Origin of the sequence: Actinomadura meridiana (assembly GCF_039537545.1) — a bacterium.
In the GTDB taxonomy this organism is placed as follows: Bacteria; Actinomycetota; Actinomycetes; order Streptosporangiales; family Streptosporangiaceae; genus Spirillospora; species Spirillospora meridiana.
In genome coordinates, this window is record NZ_BAABAS010000015.1 from 150,085 (window position 1) to 168,378 (window position 18,294).

14 protein-coding genes are annotated in these 18,294 nt (G+C 70.3%); 8 read left to right on the forward strand and 6 right to left on the reverse strand.

The features are described from left to right. Positions 1-11: 11 nt before the first annotated feature. The 5 genes from ABD808_RS21875 to ABD808_RS21895 all read right to left on the reverse strand — a co-directional run bounded on the left by ABD808_RS21875 (position 12) and on the right by ABD808_RS21895 (position 5,453). Entirely contained in the window at positions 12-1,304 is a 1,293-nt protein-coding gene (locus ABD808_RS21875; protein ID WP_344899567.1) for a DUF58 domain-containing protein, read from the reverse strand. Between the two features lie 33 nt (positions 1,305-1,337). Further along, entirely contained in the window at positions 1,338-2,330 is a 993-nt protein-coding gene (locus ABD808_RS21880) for an AAA family ATPase (protein WP_344900175.1), read from the reverse strand. A 62-nt stretch (positions 2,331-2,392) separates the two neighbouring features. After that, positions 2,393-3,592 carry a DUF4350 domain-containing protein gene (locus tag ABD808_RS21885; RefSeq protein WP_344899569.1) on the reverse strand — a complete coding sequence of 400 codons (1,200 nt, stop codon included), beginning with the start codon at positions 3,590-3,592 and terminating at the stop codon, positions 2,393-2,395. After that, positions 3,586-4,323, reverse strand: coding sequence for a DUF4129 domain-containing protein (locus ABD808_RS21890; RefSeq protein WP_344899571.1), 738 nt, complete (start codon positions 4,321-4,323; stop codon positions 3,586-3,588). Before ABD808_RS21890 ends, ABD808_RS21885 begins: the two co-directional genes overlap by 7 nt. Beyond that, entirely contained in the window at positions 4,320-5,453 is a 1,134-nt protein-coding gene (locus ABD808_RS21895) for a hypothetical protein (protein WP_344899573.1), read from the reverse strand. The genes ABD808_RS21890 and ABD808_RS21895 overlap by 4 nt, the downstream gene beginning before the upstream one ends. A 223-nt stretch (positions 5,454-5,676) precedes the next feature. On the opposite strand from ABD808_RS21895, the gene mtrA reads away from it, so the two are divergent. The 7 genes from mtrA (at position 5,677) to ABD808_RS21930 (ending at position 14,356) form a co-directional block, all read left to right on the forward strand. Beyond that, a complete protein-coding gene (gene mtrA, locus ABD808_RS21900) occupies positions 5,677-6,354 on the forward strand; it encodes an MtrAB system response regulator MtrA (protein WP_067453668.1) in 678 nt (225 codons plus the stop codon). 168 nt (positions 6,355-6,522) lie between these two features. Beyond that, the gene (gene mtrB, locus ABD808_RS21905) at positions 6,523-8,136 is read left to right on the forward strand and encodes an MtrAB system histidine kinase MtrB (RefSeq protein ID WP_344899578.1); all 1,614 of its coding nucleotides are present in this window, start codon (positions 6,523-6,525) and stop codon (positions 8,134-8,136) included. Next, positions 8,133-9,923, forward strand: a complete 1,791-nt coding sequence (locus tag ABD808_RS21910) for an LpqB family beta-propeller domain-containing protein (RefSeq protein ID WP_344899580.1) — start codon at positions 8,133-8,135, stop codon at positions 9,921-9,923. Before mtrB ends, ABD808_RS21910 begins: the two co-directional genes overlap by 4 nt. 63 nt (positions 9,924-9,986) lie before the next feature. Then, on the forward strand, positions 9,987-10,655 hold the full coding sequence (locus ABD808_RS21915) for a ComF family protein (RefSeq protein ID WP_344899582.1): 669 nt from the start codon (positions 9,987-9,989) through the stop codon (positions 10,653-10,655). 599 nt (positions 10,656-11,254) lie between these two features. After that, the gene (gene hpf, locus ABD808_RS21920) at positions 11,255-11,905 is read left to right on the forward strand and encodes a ribosome hibernation-promoting factor, HPF/YfiA family (RefSeq protein WP_344899584.1); all 651 of its coding nucleotides are present in this window, start codon (positions 11,255-11,257) and stop codon (positions 11,903-11,905) included. A 502-nt stretch (positions 11,906-12,407) separates the two neighbouring features. Next, positions 12,408-13,064, forward strand: coding sequence for a response regulator (locus tag ABD808_RS21925; protein ID WP_344900177.1), 657 nt, complete (start codon positions 12,408-12,410; stop codon positions 13,062-13,064). A gap of 92 nt (positions 13,065-13,156) precedes the next feature. After that, a complete protein-coding gene (locus ABD808_RS21930) occupies positions 13,157-14,356 on the forward strand; it encodes a winged helix-turn-helix domain-containing protein (RefSeq protein ID WP_344899586.1) in 1,200 nt (399 codons plus the stop codon). A 163-nt stretch (positions 14,357-14,519) separates the two neighbouring features. Here the strand turns inward: ABD808_RS21930 and ABD808_RS21935 are convergent, their stop codons facing one another. Next, entirely contained in the window at positions 14,520-14,873 is a 354-nt protein-coding gene (locus ABD808_RS21935; RefSeq protein WP_344899588.1) for an HGxxPAAW family protein, read from the reverse strand. A 184-nt stretch (positions 14,874-15,057) separates the two neighbouring features. Between ABD808_RS21935 and secA the strand changes: the two genes are divergently transcribed. Beyond that, the gene (gene secA / locus ABD808_RS21940; protein ID WP_344899590.1) at positions 15,058-18,051 is read left to right on the forward strand and encodes a preprotein translocase subunit SecA; all 2,994 of its coding nucleotides are present in this window, start codon (positions 15,058-15,060) and stop codon (positions 18,049-18,051) included. Positions 18,052-18,294 lie beyond the last annotated feature (243 nt).

The window sequence follows — 18,294 nt, forward strand, 5'->3', positions numbered from 1 at the left end:
CTGTGGGTTACTCAGAGGCGTCCGGCGGCTTTGAGGGCGAGGTAGGCGTCGGCTAGGGCGGGGGCTATGTCGCCTGGGGGCGCGTCCACGACTTCCACGCCGTAGCCGCGTAGTTCGGCGGTTAGGCGGCCGCGTTCGGCGCGGGCGCGTTCGGCGGCTGCGGCGTCGTAGACGGAGGCCAGGTCGCCTCGGGCGGCCGCCATCTCCTGGACGCGCGGGTCGGACACCGCGGCGATCATGACGAGGTGGCGGGCGGTGAGCTGGGGGAGGAGGGGGAGGAGGCCCTCCTCGATCGCGGCCGTGTTCAGTTCCGTCAGGAGGACCACCAGGCAGCGTTGGCGGACGCGGGCCATCAGCGTCGACACCATTCCGGCGGCGTCGCACTCGATCAGCTCCGGCTCCAGGGGGGCCATGGCGTGGACCATCGCGGGGAGCAGGTCGGTTCTGGACGCGCCCTCGACGCGGGCGCGGACCCGGCGGTCGTAGGCGAGCAGGTCGACGCGGTCACCGGCGCGGGACGCGAGGGCGCCGAGCAGCATCGCGGCGTCCATCGAGCAGTCGAGGCGGGGGATGTCGCCTACGCGGCCCGCGGACGTGCGGCCGGTGTCGAGTACCAGGTAGATGCGGCGGTCACGTTCGGGACGCCAGGTGCGGACCACGACGTCGCCCCGGCGGGCGGTGGCCCGCCAGTCGATGGAGCGGACGTCGTCGCCGTCGACGTACTCGCGCAGCGAGTCGAACTCGGTGCCCTGCCCGCGGATCAGCGCGACGTGCGCGCCGGTCAGCTCGCGCAGCCGCGCCAGCTTGGCGGGCAGGTGGCGGCGGGACGGGAACGCCGGGAGGGCGCGGACCGTCCACGGCGCGCGGCGGGAGAGCTGCCGCGCGGCGAGCCCGAGCGGCCCGACGGAGCGGACGACGACGGTGACGGCCTTGCGGTCGCCGCGTCGCGTCGGCGTCAGGCTCATCTCGACGCGCCGCCGCTCACCGGCGGGCACGTCCACCCGGACGGTGCGGGGCGTCGCTCCGGCGCTCGGCGGCCACACGTCCCGCAGCCGGGCCTTGAGGCGGCGTCGGCCGAGGTTCTCCACGATCAGTGACACCTGCGCCGTGCCGCCCAGGCGGACGCTCGTGTCGCCGGTTCGGTGGAAGCGCAGGGCGCGCACGTTCCCGGCGAGGGTGAGGTCGGCGAGCACGCCGAGCAGCAGGACGCCCCACACGATCAGCAGCGTCCACCAGCTCGGCGCGAACAGCGGGATCACCGCGCTGAGCAGCGCGAGGAGCCCGAGACGTCCCGTCAGTGCCATGTCGGTCCCGTCAGTGCCATGGTCGCGGCGCCGTCAGCGGGGCGCGGGGACGTGGGCGAGGATGCCCTCCAGCACGCCGTCGGCGGTCGCGCCCTCCAGCTCGGCCTCGGGCCGGAGCTGGACGCGGTGCCGCAGCGTCGGACGGGCCAGCGCCTTCACGTCGTCGGGCGTGACGTAGTCGCGGCCCGACAGCCACGCCCAGGCGCGGGACGTCGCCAGCAGCGCCGTCGCGCCACGCGGTGACACGCCGAGTTGGAGGGACGGGGACTGGCGCGTCGCGCGGCACAGGTCCACGACGTAGGCGGCGACCTCGGGGCCGAGGTGGACGGCCCGGACGGCGGCCCGTCCGGCGGCCAGTTCGGCGGCGCCCGCGACGGGCTGTACTTCCGACAGGTCGCGCGGGTCGAAACCGGCCGCGTGCCGTTGCAGCATGGCAATCTCTTCGTCCCGCGTGGGGACGGGCACCGTCAGCTTCACCAGGAACCGGTCGAGCTGGGCCTCCGGCAGGGGATAGGTGCCCTCGTACTCGATCGGGTTCTGCGTCGCGCACACGACGAACGGGTCGGGCAGGGGACGCGCGGTGCCCTCCACGGAGACCTGACGTTCCTCCATGGCCTCCAGGAGCGAGGCCTGGGTCTTGGGGGGCGTCCGGTTGATCTCGTCGGCGAGCAGGAGGTTGGTGAAGACGGGACCCTCGCGGTACTCGAACTCGGCCGTCCGGTTGTCGTACACCAGGGAGCCGGTCACGTCGCCGGGCATCAGGTCGGGGGTGAACTGGACGCGCTTGAAGTCCAGGTCGAGGGCGCGCGACAGCGTCTTGATGAGCAGCGTCTTCGCCGTGCCCGGGACGCCCTCCAGCAGCACGTGGCCCCGGCACAGCAGCGCGATGACCAGACCGGTCACCACGGAGTCCTGACCGACGACCGTCTTGGCGACCTCGCCGCGCAGTGCCGTCAGCGCGGCGCGGGCGACGTCGCTCTGCTGCCGGGCCTCGCCGGACGGGCCCGGCGGAGTGTCGCTCACCATGCTCTCCGCGTTCTCGGAGTTGTCGCCGGGCACGTCGTCCTTCCCGAGATCTACTGGGTGGTTCAAGACTGGCGTACCTGCCTTTCCAGGTCGTCGAGGACGTCGCTGAGGGCGATGAGCCCGGCGTCGTCCAAAGGTTCAGGACCGTACAGGGCCGCGCCCACGTACGTCTCGTCGTAGGGAGTGCGGCGGGCCACCGCCGTGACGATCTCGTGCGCGGCGGCGGGATCCTGCGCGCGGCCGCGGGGGAGGCCGAGCAGCGGGACGAGTCGTTCGCGGGCGCCGGAGCGCAACGCGTCGGAGGCCCGGTCGCGGGCACGTCCGGCGCGGTAGAGGCGGGCGCGGCCCTCGACCGTCTCGGCGGACCGGACGACGACGGGCAGCGCCTCCGCCACGACCGGGCCGAGGCGGCGGGCCCGCCACAGCGCCACCAGCAGCACCGCGACCAGCAGTTCGAGGAAGAAAAGCTTGACGCCGAAGGGCAGCAGATCGCTGAGCGACTGCTGACCCGCTCCGGTCCCGGACTCGGGCATGTCGGGCATCAGCCACACGATCGACGCGCCCGTGCCCGCCGCCAGGTTCATGCCCAGCGCCGCGTTGCCCTCCTCGGTGAGGCGGCGGTTGGTCAGCGGCGCCGTCGAGCCGAGCACGGTGACGGTGCCGGAACTGCTCCGCACCTGGACGACCCTCGCGCTGCCGTCCCCGACGCCGTAGCACTGCGTCGCGGCGCCGGTCACCTTGTAGGTGTCGGAGTCATGGAACGCGACCTTGCCCGCGCTGGTCGCGGCGTCCAGGGAGCAACCTGGGTCGGCGCCACCGAACACCGAACCATCTTTGCGCACCTGCGGGGCCAACTCGTCTAGCGCGAACGATGTGGGCTGGACGAGAAGTAGGTCGACCTGCCGATTGCTCAACATGAACAGGTCGTCGTTGGTGAGCCGTTCGGTGCGGGTCACCACCACGAGCGATCCCGGGTCGGCGCCGTAGGCGGCGTCCTCGGCGTTCCTGGCGACGGTCACCTGCGTGCCGCGTTGCTTGAGCAGTTCGGCGAGGGCACGGCTGCCGTCCGGCTTCGGGGACGTCGGGTCGAGCCCCTGCGGCGACGTCGTGGGGCGCAGCGCGGCCAGGATCACCGCGACCACGACCATGGCGAGGAGCACCGCGACCACGCCGCGCGCGGATCGCCAGCGGCGGCCCGCCACCTGCCGCGCGGACGGCTCGCCGGTCTGGGCGCTCGGCGGTGACGCCTGGGTCGTCACCATCGCGGGCCCCCGTCCGCACCGGCTCCGGCCGGTGTGAGCTCGTCGGCCTCCAGCGGCTTCGGCTTCGCCGCGCGCAGCTTCTCGTCCACGTCCTTGACCCGCGCGTACCCGTCGGCGGTGCCCGGACGGTCGCCGTACCAGACGTCGTCGAAGATCTGGACGGCCGCGCGGAGGTCGTCGGCGAGCTGCGGGACGGCCTCGCCCGTCTCCTGCGCCAGCTCGTCGGCGGTGCGTCCTGGACGCGCCGGAAGAACCGCTCGTTCCTCCAGGTCGCGGGCTATCGCGCGGAGCCGTTCGCGGATCGCCTCCGCCCACTGCCCGGCCTGCGCGTGCTGTTCGGCGGTGGTCCGGTGGTCGAGCGCGGTGGACGGTTCGTCGCCCAGCAGCGGGTCGGTGCGGGAGCGCAGGTTGCGGCGGCCCCGCATCAGCCACGCGACCAGCGCCGCCGCGATGACCAGGACCGCGATGATGACGACGATCGACATCCAGCCGCTGCCGCTGCTCTGCGAGTCGGGGGTGGGCGACTTGCTGAACAGGTCCCGGAGCCATTCGGCGAACTCGTCCCAGTGGCGTTCGAGCCAGGACGGCTTGTCGCGCTGGTAGATCTGTTTCTCCAGCTCGCGGCGGGCCATCTCGCGGGCCTCGTCCCGGCCGACCGGGTCGAGAACGGCGGAATTGAGCCCCGTGGAATGGGGCAGGGCCGAATGGAGGAGGGGGGAAAGGCGCGTCATGGATTCGCTCCCGTGCCTGGGCGGGCTGGCAATGGGCCCGTCCGCCATAGGTCGATGAAGCCTTCCGCCTGTTCGCCGTCGCTCTCAGCGGTCGGCGCGGTGGGCGGCGTGGTGAGCGCGGTCGTGGGCGCGGTAGTGGAGCGTCCTCTGGTGCGGAGCTCCAGGTCGAAGCCTTCGCGGCGCATCCGACGGTCCATGTAGAGCAGTGCGATCACACCGGCGTCGAAGGGCAGGACGACCGACCAGCTGACGATCCGTCCGACCGTGTCCACGGCGAGGGCCCCGATCGTCGAGTCGTTGCCCGTGGAGTCGCCGAAGAAGACCAGTTGCACGACCACGAACGGGATCCGCAAGGCGAAGAAGCCCATGAACACGGTGACGAGCAAGGCCAGCAGTAGCGTCCCGCACGTCCGGAACCAGCGGCCCTTGGACAGTGTCACCGCGCGGCGCAACGCACCACCCACCGTGCGCCCTTCCAGGACGACCACGGGAACGGCCAAGACGAACAGCAGATACAGCCACACCATCAGCCCGATGCCGATGGGGAACCCGACGATCCCGGCGAGGACGACCAACACGGCGTGCGCGTCGGTGACGATCAGTAGGGCGAACGGCAGCGTCGGCACCACCAGCGCCAGCAGCGAGATGCCCATGACGGCCGCGACGGTCGCGACCAGGCCACCGAACCGTGGCCTGGCGTCCCGCCACGCCTGACGCGGCGCGATCGGCATGCCCACCAGTTCGCGGCCGAGGATCGGCGCGAGCAGGCCCGACAGCAGCAGGATCCCGCAGGCCGACAGCACCAGCCCCATGACGGTCAGCGTGAGCTGCGCGCCCAGCGACTCCATCAGCACGTCGGGGGTGACCTCGTCGCGGGCCTCGTCGCCGATGAAGAAATACGCGGCGACCGAGCTCATCACCTGGATGACCGTGCTGATTCCCACGGCGAGACCCAGTGAGGTGCGCGGGCGGCGCCGGATTCCGGCGATGGCGCCGTCCAGCATTTCCGAGATGGACATGGGGCGGAACGGAACGCCCTGAACACCGATGTCGTCGGCGTCACCGGCAGCCTCACCGAGGGTGTCACCGGCAGCGTCAGGGGCGTCGTCCCGGCCGTCCGGTCCCGTCATCTGGTGGCTCCCTGCGATCTCTGGCGGTCAGGTCATCCTGTCACGGGCGAGACGCCGGGAATGCAATTCCGTGCGGCGTACCTGATCGAGGGTCGCCAAGTACGGCACGAACGCGGGTAACCTTGCACGCCAAGGCTTGTCTCTTCCTGGCGAGGTGGGGCCGGAGCATCGCGCCGCCTGAGCATTCACTCCACCGAACCCCGACTTTGTGACGATGAGGGCCATGAGAGGACGTGTACTGGTCGTCGACGACGATCTCGCGCTCGCCGAGATGCTCGGCATCGTACTGAGGGGCGAGGGTTTCGAGCCCTCGTTCGTCCACGACGGTGACAAGGCACTCGAGGCGTTCCGGGAGACCCGGCCCGACCTCGTGCTGCTCGACCTGATGCTGCCCGGGGCGGACGGCATCGACGTGTGCCGCCAGATCCGGGCCGAGTCCGGCGTGCCGATCGTCATGCTGACCGCCAAGAGCGACACGGTGGACGTGGTCCTCGGCCTGGAATCCGGGGCCGACGACTACATCGTCAAGCCGTTCAAACCCAAGGAGCTGGTGGCGCGCGTCCGCGCCCGCCTGCGCCGCACCGACGAACCCGCGCCCGAGACCCTCCAGATCGGCGACATCACCATCGACGTCGCCGGGCACTCGGTCAAGCGCGGCGACAAGCACATCCCGCTCACGCCGCTGGAGTTCGACCTCCTGGTGGCACTGGCCCGCAAGCCCCGGCAGGTGTTCACCCGCGAGGTGCTGTTGGAGCAGGTCTGGGGCTACCGGCACGCCGCCGACACGCGCCTGGTGAACGTGCACGTGCAGCGGCTCCGCGCCAAGATCGAGAAAGACCCGGAGCGGCCCGAGATCGTCGTGACCGTGCGCGGCGTCGGCTACAAGGCCGGTCCCGCCTGACCTCCCCGACCACGAACCACCGTGTAGTCATTCATGCCGCCGATGTAATTCGCCGGGGCCGTATTCCCCTCGTGACACGCCGATGACCGTCCAGCACCTTCCCGGAGCCACGCCTCCGAGACCACGCCGTACCGCGGACCTCTCATGAACGCCTATGTGAGGAGGGCGATGCGGTTCGTCAGGCGCGTCCTGCGGGCGGTCCGGCGTGTCCTGCGCGGCGCGGTGGGGAGCGGGTACGCGCGGTGGCGCAGCTCGATCCAGGTACGCATCGTCACGTCCACCCTGTTCATCTCGGCGATCGTCGTGGCCATCCTCGGCATGTTCCTGATGCAGCAGGTGTCGTCGGCGCTGATGGACGGCAAGGTCAAGGCGGCGCGCCTCCAGTTGGACGACGGCTTGGCGCAGGTGCAGCGCGACCTGGGCAACACACCGGGGGACGGCAGCAGGCTCAATTCCACGATCGAGCGGCTGAAGTCCCGCAGCGGCCCGTCCGGGTTGTACGAGGTCTATATCCGCGACACCACGGAGCAGTACTTCGACGGGTACACGACCAACGAACTGCGTCCGGAGAGCGTCCCGCTGCGGCTCCGCAAGGAGCTGAAGAGCGCGCCCGCCGGTTCGCGTGCCTACACGTATGGCGAGCTGTCCTACATCGACGACCGTCCGTCCGAGCGGGGTCTCATCGTCGGTGGCAAGACCGGCCAGTTCGAGCTGTACTACCTGTTCCGGCTCGGGGAGGAACAGCGAACCCTCACCAACGTGGGGCGGTCCCTTGCCGGTGTGGGCGTCGTCCTGGTGCTGCTTCTGGCGGCGATCGCCTCGCTGGTGACCCGCCAGGTCGTCATACCGGTGCGGCTGGCCGCGCAGGGCGCGCAGCGGCTCTCCGCCGGGCGGTTGGAAGAACGGATGAGGGTGCGCGGTGAGGACGACCTCGCGCGCCTGGCCCGGTCCTTCAACGACATGGCCGCCAACCTCCAGGAGAAGATCGGGGAGCTGGAAGACCTGTCGCAGGTGCAACGCCAGTTCGTCTCTGACGTGTCCCACGAGCTGCGCACACCCCTGACCACCATCAGGATCGCCGCCGACATGCTCTACGAGAACCGCGACACCTTCGACGACCCGGCGGTGGGACGTTCCGCGGAGCTGTTGCAGAGCCAGTTGGAGCGGTTCGAGTCCCTACTGGCCGACCTCCTGGAAATCAGCCGCCACGACGCGGGCGCCGCGACGCTGGACGTCGAGTCCCTCGACATGCGCGACCTCGTCCTGCGCGTCGTGGGCGACATCCAGGGGCTGTCCGAACGCAAGGGCAGCAAGGTCGTCCTGCAACTGCCGGGCGAACCGTGCATGGCGGAGGTCGACCGGCGGCGGGTCGAGCGCATCCTGCGGAACCTGCTCGTCAACGCCGTCGAGCACGGTGAGGGCGAGGACATCGTGGTGTCCGTCGGCGCCGACCGCGACGCCGTCGCCGTCTCCGTCCGCGACCACGGCGTCGGCCTCAAACCGGGCGAGGGCCAGCTGGTCTTCGACCGGTTCTGGCGCGCCGACCCCGCCCGCGCCCGCACCACCGGCGGCACCGGGCTCGGCCTGGCGATCTCCCGGGAGGACGCGCAGCTGCACGGCGGGTGGCTCCAGGCGTGGGGAGAGCCCGGTGCGGGCTCCCAGTTCCGTCTCTCGCTGCCTCGCGTGGCCGGGGCCGAACTCCGGGGCTCCCCCCTCCCGCTCGTCCCTCCAGGGGCGGGTGACGCGCGTCCGTTGTTCGCGGAACTGGAGGCCGGGGAGTGACGGGCGCGGCGCACGGGCGGATCCTGTGCCTCCTCGCCGGGGCGGTCCTCCTCCTCGGTGCCGGGTGCGCGACCGTGCCGAGCGGCGGCCAGGTCGTCACCGGCAAGCCCGCCGAACGCGACGAGCGCGTCGACGACCCGTACGTGCGGCTGATTCCGGTGAAACCGCGTCCCGAGTGGGGTCCGGCCCAGATCGTCTCCGGGTTCCTGGCCGCGTCCGCGAGCTTCGACGACGACCACAAGGTCGCCAAGATGTACCTCGGCGCGCGGAACTCCTGGAACCCGGGGCTGCGCCCGTCGGTGACCGTTCTGACGACCCGCATCACCGACCCGCAGATCGTCCGGGCGTCCGGCGCGCAGGCGACGGTCAAGGTCACTGGTGAGGAACTCGGCACCATCACGTCCGACGGTCAGTACACCGCGTCCTCGCGCGAGTTCGTCGCCACCTTCCAGCTCACGAAGACGTCGCAGGGCGTGTGGCGCATCACCGGCCTGCCCATCGACGACAAATCCGGGCTTCTCCTGTCCAAGGACGACGTCGATCGCGCTCTGCGCACCGTCAACCTGTTCTTCTTCGCGCCCGACCAGCAGACCCTCGTGCCGAACGGCATCTTCCTACCGGTGGTGAACCGGCAGACCCTGCCGACACAGCTCGTCCAAGCGTTGCTGGACGGTCCGACGTCCTGGTTGAACGGCGCCGTCAGCAACGCCTTCCCCACCGGGACCCGGTTGCTGCGCGGCGTCCACGTCGACAAGGACATCGCCACCGTCGACCTCAGCAAAGAGGCCCGCGCCGGAAGCATCGAACAGATGTCGGCGCAACTCAGTTGGACGATGCGGCAGCTGTCGGAGATCAAGAGCTGGCGGCTCCAGATCGAGGGCCAGACCGTCACGGCCGACGGCATGGAACCCATCCAGCCGGTGCACGCCTGGGACGCCAACTCGCCCGACGGTCAGGTGCCGCATGGCGAGAACCACCCGAACGCCTATGTCGTCGGGCCGTCCAGCTTCATCGGCCCTCTGGAGGGCGATCGTGCGCAGGCCCTTGTGACCGGTGCCGCCGGTCGCCTGTCCCGTCCCGCCATCGCCCCCGACTACGGCGAGTTGGCCGGGCTCAGCCCCGCGGCCGACCAGGTTCTCGTCGCCGCGCCCGTGAGCGGGTCGCCGACGCCCCGCGTGCTGCTCACCGCCCACGCGGGCGCCCGCTTCACAGCCCCGACCTGGAGCCGCGACGGGACGTTGTGGGTGGTGGAGAGCAAGAAGGACGAGTCGTGGCTGTGGGTGCGTCCGCGCGGCAGCCGTGCCGTCCGTTCCGCGCACTGGGGTCTTGGCGGTCGCGACGTCCGCGCCTTCCGCCTCGCCCGCGACGGCGTCCGCGCCGCCGTCATCGCGCACATCGACGGCCGCTCCCAGGTCCAGATCGGCCGCATCGCGCACGCCCCCGATGGTTCCCTGGACGTCGGCTCCTTCCTGCCCGTGAGCTCAGACCTCCAGGACGCCGTCGACTTCGCGTGGCGCGACTACAACACCCTCGCGGTCCTCGGCCGCGCCAAACGCGACTCGCAGACCCTCCCGTTCCTGATGCCGATCAGCGGCAGCGCCATCACCCCGCTGGGCGTCGGCTCCCTGGGCGAGCCCCGCACGATCGCCGCCGCGCCCGGGGCCCCGATCCTCATCGGCACCCGCTCGTCCGGCAAGGACCAGATCTGCCGCCAGCACGCCCCGAGCAACTCCTACAGCCCGTGGATCTGCCCCACCGCCGCCAAGGACCCCAACTACCCTGGCTAGCCGGTTATCCACAATCGCCGAATCCCGGGAGGGCTCCCGCGCAGAGCCGCCATCGTCGGTGCCATGAGCATTTTCGGTGACCTGCTCGACCTGCTTCTCCCCGAGCGCTGCGTGGCGTGCGGCGATGAGCCCGTCGTCCTCTGCGACGGCTGCGCGACACCCCTCCGAGGCCCCGCCAGACCCGCGAGCACGGCCCCGGACGGCCTCCCGCCACCCTGGACCGTCGCCGCGTACGAGGGCCCCTTACGAAAGATCCTGCCCGCCTACAAGGACCACGGGCGCACAGCCCTCGCCGTCCCTCTGGGCGAAGCGCTCGCCACGTCCCTCCACAAGGCCGTGGCAGACGTAGACCCGCCGCACACGATCGTCTGGGTGCCCTCCGCCCGTGCCGCCACCAAACGCCGGGGCCACGACCCCTTACGCGCACTGGTCGCGATAGCCCTCCAACGCCTCCGCGAAGACGGCGTCTCCGCCACAGCCCTCAACGCCCTGAAACACCGAAAGCGAGTGATGGACCAGGCGGGCCTGACCGCCACCCAACGCACAACAAACCTCCACAACGCCCTCCAGACAACCCGCCCCGACCTCGCCGACCGTCCCCTGATCCTGGTGGACGACATCATCACCACAGGCGCCTCCCTGTCCGAAGCGGCCCGAGCCCTCCACACCGCGGGCGCGAAAGTCACCGCCACCGCCACGATCGCCACCACCCCCCGCCACCGCCCCCCTTGACGGCCGGGGCGGGTGGGTCGTTGGTGGAGATCCTTCGGGTTGGGGGCGAGACGTGTTGGTAGTTACCTTGTGTAGTCGTTGGGGTGGTGAGGTGACCGTCGGACGGGGCTTCGATGACGGTCGGTGAGTATTTCCTTGGCCCACCCCCCTGACATTCGTCGCGTAAGGGGTTAGCGTTCGTGGCATGGCACCCGCCCGGGTCCGTGGTTGCGTCGGATCGCAGTGCTCGCCAGATGCACGACAGGCGGTCCGGCTAGCCGATGCCAGGCGCAGGCGAAACGGCCCACGTAAGGCGACTTCTCGTCGACCGATCACGGTGCGCCTTAGAGGTAAGTCCTGCCCCGTCGAGGGATCCGACATCCCCCGAGCAGGGAGAAGGGCAGTAGTGGCGAAAGCGCCGCGAGACCCTCAGCAGGCGGATGTGGGGACGAAGACCAGGTCGGCCGGGCGGGTGCGACCCACCGTCCTGTGGCGCCCATCCGGGGCGGCGAACGCCCTTCGTCCGGTCCGCACAGTGGTGCGGGCCACCGTGGACGAGGGGTGTTCAGTCCAGGACCCCGGGAAGGCCCTGAGTAGAACCGGGAGAAGGGGGGTCCCGCGTGGACATCACCGTGAGGGGCCGGCACACCGACGTCAACGACAGGTTCCGTCGGCACGTCGACAACAAGCTCGCCAAGATCGAGCGGCTCGACCGGAAGGTCATCCGCGTTGATGTGGAGGTGTCCGAGGAACGTAATCCACGGCAGGCCGACCAACGCGAACGGGTCGAGTTGACGATCCGCTCCCGCGGCCCGGTGATCCGGGCCGAGGCCGCCGCCGACGACCGCTACGGCGCCCTCGACCTGGCGCTGGACAAGCTGGAGTCACGGCTGCGCCGCGACTCCGAACGGCGCAAGGGGCACGGCAAGGGACGCGCCAAGATCGCGGAGACCCTTCCCGAGCCTCCCGAGGCCGTCGCGCCGCCGCCCCCCGAGCCGGAACCCGAACCCGAGGTCCTGTCGGAGCGGGAGCCCGTGCGGGTCTTCCCCGAGGAGAATCTCGTTCCGATCCCCATGGACGGCGATGGCCCCGTCATCGTCCGCGAGAAGTTCCACCAGGCCGAGCCGATGGGCATCGAGCAGGCCCTCTTGGAGATGGAGCTCGTTGGCCACGACTTCTTCCTGTACCGCGACAAGGCCACCGGGCACAGCTCGGTCGTATACCGAAGGAGAGGCTGGGACTACGGCGTCATCAGGCTCGTCGAGGAGTGAGCGTTCCGCGTCCGGAGGGGGATCCAAGCCGCCTACCGGGACGAAGAGTGTTCAGTGATGCCGCACTCGCGTCACGTGACCGTCCGAACCATGTCATGATCTGAAAAGGCGTACCAGCCGATCCGCGGACGCGGTGATTCGGGGACGATCCGGTACGGCGTCGACCGTGCCGGACCCACCCGGTCACCGGCCGCGGGTCGCCGGACCCGCGGGCCATGCGGGAACCTCCCGGGACGCACGGCAGTTCACCGGGGGACACCCCGGCCCGAAATCCCCCGGGTTGGCCCCGGGAACCCGTATGTTCCCGTGGACGACCCGTCGGAGCACAACGACTCCGGTGGTCCACATCGCTGAATACCGAAGGGGGGAAGCGGCGTTCCTCCACGCCGCGACTCTGGTGGGCGAGAATCCCGAGACTCGCGACGCCGCGGCGGTACCCCGTCAGGCGGGCGCCGACCCCGCCGGGCGGGAGGCGGCCCGGCCGGCCGGGACGGCCGACCCGATCGGCGTGCTCATCGTCGACGACCACGCACTGTTCCGCAGGGGTCTGGAAATGGTCCTCCAAGGCGAGGACGACATCGAGGTCATCGGCGAGGGCGGCGACGGGCACGAGGCCGTCGAGATGGCGGGCGACCTGCTGCCCGACGTCGTCCTGATGGACATCAGGATGCCGCGCCGCAGCGGCATCGAGGCGTGCACGGCCATCAAGGACGCCGCGCCCAGCGCCAAGATCGTCATGCTGACCATCAGCGACGAGGAGGAGGACCTCTTCGAGGCGATCAAGGCGGGGGCCAGCGGCTACCTGCTCAAGGAGATCTCGATTGACGAGGTCCCGCAGGCCGTCCGCGCCGTGCACGGCGGGCAGTCGCTGATCAGCCCGTCGATGGCGTCCAAGCTGATCACCGAGTTCGCGGCCCTCGCCAAGCGCAGCGAGGAGCGCACCCAGCAGGTGCCCGCGCCGCGGCTCACCGACCGCGAGATGGAGGTGCTGCGGCTCGTCGCCCGCGGTCTCGGCAACCGCGAGATCGCGCGCGAACTGTTCATCTCCGAGAACACCGTGAAGAACCACGTCCGCAACATCCTGGAGAAGCTGCAACTCCATTCGCGGATGGAGGCCGTCGTCTACGCCGTCCGCGAGAAGCTCCTGGAGATCACCTGATCGCGCCCCAGACCCCGACCCCGACCCCGACCGCGCCGACTGGTGAGACCGGTCATCCGGTTTTGTCGGTGTTGTGACGTAGCATCGCGGGCGTGGTGGAGACGGTACGGCTCAGCGCGGACGAGGCACGGCGGCTCCAGCTGCGCGCCCAGGGATTTCTGGGGGCGTGGCGCAAGGGCGGCGTGCCGGCGATGTTGGAGCGGCTCGGCGCCGTCCAGCTCGACACGATCTCGGTGCTTGCACGGTCCCACGAGCTGGTTCCGTACGCCCGGCTCGGGGCGGTCGGGCGCGGCGCGGTCGAGGCCGCCTACTGGGCCCCGGACGGCGCCAGCACGTACCGGGCGTTCGAGTACTGGGCGCACGCCGCGTCGGTGCTGCCGATGGCCGACTGGCCGCTGTTCGCGTTCCGCCGCCGCGCCTACCTGCGGCGGGGCTGGCGCTGGCACAAGGTTCCCGAGGGCGTCTGCGACGAGATCCGCGCCCGGCTGGAGGCGGACGGGCCGCTGACCACCAGGGAGCTGGGCGGCGCCAAGGCGAGCGCCGACTGGTGGGACTGGAGCGACCACAAGATCGGCATCGAGTGGCTGCTGGACATCGGCGAGGTCGTCTGCGTCGAGCGGGTCGGCTGGCGCCGGGTGTACGACCTGGCCGAGCGCGCCGTCCCGGCCGCGCTCCGCGACCGCGACCTCGACGACGACGCCTGCCTGACCGAGCTGGTCGGCCGCGCCGGACGGTCCCTCGGCGTCGCCACCCGAGGCGACCTCGCCGACTACTACCGCGTCAGGCAGGACCAGGTCGAGCGGGTGGTCGCCGCGACGGGGCTCGTCCCCGCCACGGTCGCGGGCTGGTCGCAACCCGCCTGGGCCGACCCGGACGCGCTCGCCGACGCCCCGCGCGGTCGGCACGCCACGACGCTGCTGTCCCCGTTCGACTCTCTGGTCTGGGACAGGGCCCGCACGTCACGCGTCTTCGGGTTCGACCATCGGCTTGAGGCGTACGTCCCGAAGGGCAAGCGCGTCCACGGCTACTTCGCGATGCCGCTCCTGGCCGGGGGCCGCATCCTCGGACGGGTCGACCCCGCCAGACAGGGCGGCACCCTGATCGCCCGCCAGGTGTCGATGGAACCGTGGGCCGTCCGCACGGCGGCCAGGACGGAGACGTCGGCCGCCGCGCTCGCGACGGCCCTGTGGCGCGCCGCCGCCTGGGTCGGCTGCGACGACGTCCGCGTGGAGCGGACCGATCTGGCGGCGCCCCTCGTCGAGTCCGCGCTGAAGGCGGCCACCCCGGCCTGACGCGAGCGAGTCCGCTCAGCCGGGCGCGCGGACGGAGGTGGGTGCGCGCCGTCCGGAATGGGCGGGGGTTTCGGGCTTGTTGTTATGAATGTAAGGGTTGTCGGTTATCGACCTATGTTGGCGGCGTGGCCGGAACGGGTCCGCGCCGACCCCGGGACGCCCGTCAGCCGTGCGGCGTCTGCTGCGGGTCGGTCGCGATGGGACGGTCCAAAGCCTCACCCGCCGGACCGCCCCGGCGCCGCGCGGAGCGGGAACCGAACAGGGAGTAGTCGACGATCTCCGGCATGACCCGGGGCGCGTCCACGACGACATCGGCGAACAGATGCACGAAACCGCTGATGATCATGCCGAGGACGATGATCCCGGCCCCGATCCAGAACATGATCCACAACGGGCCGGTGCACAGCGCCACGCCACCGACGACGAAACCGACGAAGATGATGCCCACGGCGACCCATGACCCGGGGCGACCCGCGTGGGACCCGTGCGACTCCTCGGACTGCGAGTGTTCGGACACCGTGTCTCCCCTCCACATACTGTGGAAGAGATCCTCTCCGTGGCGCCGAGCGTCAAACGAGGGCCGCTATGGATTGCGCTGCGGGGTGACGTAGACCATTCTGGGTCTCGCCTACGATGGCATCGTACATGTGGTGTGCGCGCCGCTGGAGCGGCGAACCACGATCTGCAAGGAGCCTCTGAGAGTGCCGCCAGTCATCGACAAAATCCTTCGTGCGGGCGAGGGCAAAGTCCTGCGCAAGCTCAAAAAGCTCGCGGATCAGGTCAACTCGATCGAGGAGGACTACCTCGAGATGAGCGACGCCGAGTTGCGCGAGCAGACCGACAAGTTCAAGGAGGAGTTCGCCGAGGAGGTGGCGAAGCTCGTCGACAAGGGCAAGGACGAGAAGGACGCTGAGCGTCAGGTCCTCGACGAGCTCCTGCCCTTCGCGTTCGCGACCGCCCGCGAGGCCGCCCGCCGGGTCCTCGGCCAGCGCCACTTCGACGTCCAGATCATGGGCGGCGCGGCCCTGCACATGACCACGCAGCGGGCCGCCGACGACCAGAAGCGCGCCTCCGACGACGCAGGTCAGCGCAGCAGCCGCCACGTCGGCTACATCGCCGAGATGCGGACCGGTGAGGGCAAGACCCTGACCTGCGTCCTACCCGCCTACCTGAACGCGTTGACCGGCAAGGGCGTCCACGTCATCACGGTCAACGACTACCTCGCCAAGCGCGACGCCGAGTGGATGGGCCGCGTCCACCAGTTCCTGGGCCTTGAGGTCGGGGTCATCCTCCCGCAGATGACGCCGGACGAACGCCGCGCCGCCTACAACGCCGACATCACCTACGGGACGAACAACGAGTTCGGCTTCGACTACCTGCGCGACAACATGGCGTGGAGCCTTGAGGAGTGCGTGCAGCGCGGCCACAACTTCGCGATCGTGGACGAGGTCGACTCCATCCTGATCGACGAGGCCCGCACCCCGCTGATCATCTCGGGGCCGGCCGAGCAGAACTCCAAGTGGTACTCGGAGTTCGCCAAGATCGCCCCACGTCTCAAGCGGGCCGAGCTGGTCAGCACCGCCGGTCAGGTCGACGAGTACGGCCCCGGCGACTACGAGGTCAACGAGAAGAAGCGCACGGTCGGCATCACCGAGTCCGGCGTCGAGAAGGTCGAGGACTGGCTCGGCATCGACAACCTCTACGACTCGGTGAACACGCCCCTGGTCAGCTTCCTCAACAACGCCCTCAAGGCCAAGGAGCTCTACAAGCGCGACAAGGACTACGTCGTCATGAACGGCGAGGTCCTGATCGTGGACGAGTTCACCGGCCGCATCCTGCACGGCCGTCGCTACAACGAGGGCATGCACCAGGCCATCGAGGCCAAGGAGGGCGTGTCGATCAAGGACGAGAACCAGACGCTCGCCACGATCACCCTCCAGAACTACTTCCGCCTCTACACCAAGCTGTCCGGCATGACCGGTACGGCCGTGACCGAGGCGGCGGAGTTCAACAAGACGTACAAGCTCGGCGTGGTGCCGATCCCGACGAACAGGCCGATGGTCCGCGAGGACCGGGCCGATGTCGTCTACAAGACCGAGCAGGCCAAGTTCGAGGCCGTCGTCGACGACATCGCCGAGCGGCACGAGGAGGGCCAGCCGGTCCTGGTCGGCACGACCTCGGTGGAGAAGTCCGAGAGGCTGAGCAAGATGCTCAAGCGGCGCGGCATCCCCCACCAGGTGCTGAACGCCAAGCACCACGAGCAGGAGTCGGCGATCGTCGCGGAGGCGGGCCGCAAGGGCGCCGTCACCGTCGCGACGAACATGGCGGGCCGCGGCACCGACATCATGCTCGGCGGCAACCCCGACTTCCGCGCCGACCTCGCGCTGCACCAGCGCGGCCTGTCCCCGCTGGAGACTCCCGAGGAGTACGAGGCGGCCTGGCCGGAGGCGCTGGAGAAGGCCAAGTCGGACGTGGAGGGCGAGCACGAGGAGGTCGTCGAGAGCGGCGGCCTGTACGTCCTCGGCACCGAGCGGCACGAGTCGCGGCGCATCGACAACCAGCTCCGCGGCCGGTCCGGCCGTCAGGGCGACCCGGGCGGCTCGCGGTTCTACCTGTCGCTCGAGGACGACCTGATGCGGCTGTTCAACTCCGCCCGGGTCGAGTCGATCATGACGCGGCTGAACATCCCGGACGACGTCCCGATCGAGTCCAGGATCGTCACCAACGCGATCCGGTCGGCGCAGAGCCAGGTCGAGCAGCAGAACTTCGAGGTCCGCAAGAACGTCCTGAAGTACGACGAGGTCCTGAACCGGCAGCGCAAGGTCATCTACCGCGAGCGCCGCAAGGTGCTGGAGGGCGAGGACCTGCACGAGCAGGTCCGCAGCATGATCGACGAGGTCGTCGCGGGCTATGTCGCGGGCGCCACCGGCGAGGGCTTCGCCGAGGAGTGGGACCTCGCCAAGCTGTGGAAGGCGTTCGAGCAGCTCTACCCGATCTCGATCACGGTGGACGAGCTGGTCGAGGACGCCGCGGACGGCGACATCTCCGGCCTGGACGCCGAGACGCTCGCCGAGAAGATCCGCGACGACGCCCAGACGAGCTACGCCAAGCGCGACGAGGAGCTCGGCGGCGAGGTGATGCGGGAGCTGGAACGCCGCGTCGTGCTGAACGTCCTCGACCGCAAGTGGCGCGAGCACCTCTACGAGATGGACTACCTCCAGGAGGGCATCGGCCTGCGGGCCATGGCGCAGCGCGACCCGCTGGTCGAGTACCAGCGCGAGGGCTACGACATGTTCAACGCGATGCTCGACGGCATCAAGGAGGAGTCGGTCGGCTACCTGTTCCACCTTGAGGTCGAGGTGGAGGAGCAGCCGCCGACGCCGACGGTCGGCGCCGCCCCCGTGTCGGTCGCCAAGTCGGCCACCGACACCGACGAGGAGGCCGACGAGGCCGCCGACGACGTGGAGGAGGCGGAGGACGTCCCGGCGATCAAGGCGAAGGGCCTGGACAAGCCGCAGCGTCCGACGAAGCTGGAGTACTCGGCCCCGTCCGTCGACGGTGAGGGCGGCGTCGAGACCCACAGCGAGAAGACCGACGACGAGTACGCGGGCGTGAACCGCAACGACCCGTGCCCCTGCGGCTCGGGCAAGAAGTTCAAGCGCTGCCACGGCGACCCGCGCAGCAAGGGCAAGTAGGCACCACCACGAAAGCGGCCTCCCGGACGTCCGGGAGGCCGCTTTCGCATGTCAGGCCATTGCCGCCGTCCCCGGGCGGGTCCGGGGCGTGGGATGACCCGACCGCCGTGCCGGGCCTGAGCGCCGCGACCCCTGAGCGGTCCTTACACACCGAGACCCGCCCACGAGCGATGGCTGGTGGGCGGGTCTCATCCCCCGGGCTCGACCGCACTCGACGCATGGCGCGTCGCGCGGGTGGTGGAG

What these genes read in the sequence shown, in the direction of transcription:
- ABD808_RS21875 (WP_344899567.1), bottom strand. Translation starts at nt 1,304, where the DNA reads ATGGCACTGACGGGACGTCTCGGGCTCCTCGCGCTGCTCAGCGCGGTG.
- ABD808_RS21880 (WP_344900175.1), bottom strand. Translation starts at nt 2,330, where the DNA reads ATGGTGAGCGACACTCCGCCGGGCCCGTCCGGCGAGGCCCGGCAGCAG.
- ABD808_RS21885 (WP_344899569.1), bottom strand. Translation starts at nt 3,592, where the DNA reads ATGGTGACGACCCAGGCGTCACCGCCGAGCGCCCAGACCGGCGAGCCG.
- ABD808_RS21890 (WP_344899571.1), bottom strand. Translation starts at nt 4,323, where the DNA reads ATGACGCGCCTTTCCCCCCTCCTCCATTCGGCCCTGCCCCATTCCACG.
- ABD808_RS21895 (WP_344899573.1), bottom strand. Translation starts at nt 5,453, where the DNA reads ATGACGGGACCGGACGGCCGGGACGACGCCCCTGACGCTGCCGGTGAC.
- mtrA (WP_067453668.1), top strand. Translation starts at nt 5,677, where the DNA reads ATGAGAGGACGTGTACTGGTCGTCGACGACGATCTCGCGCTCGCCGAG.
- mtrB (WP_344899578.1), top strand. Translation starts at nt 6,523, where the DNA reads ATGCGGTTCGTCAGGCGCGTCCTGCGGGCGGTCCGGCGTGTCCTGCGC.
- ABD808_RS21915 (WP_344899582.1), top strand. Translation starts at nt 9,987, where the DNA reads ATGAGCATTTTCGGTGACCTGCTCGACCTGCTTCTCCCCGAGCGCTGC.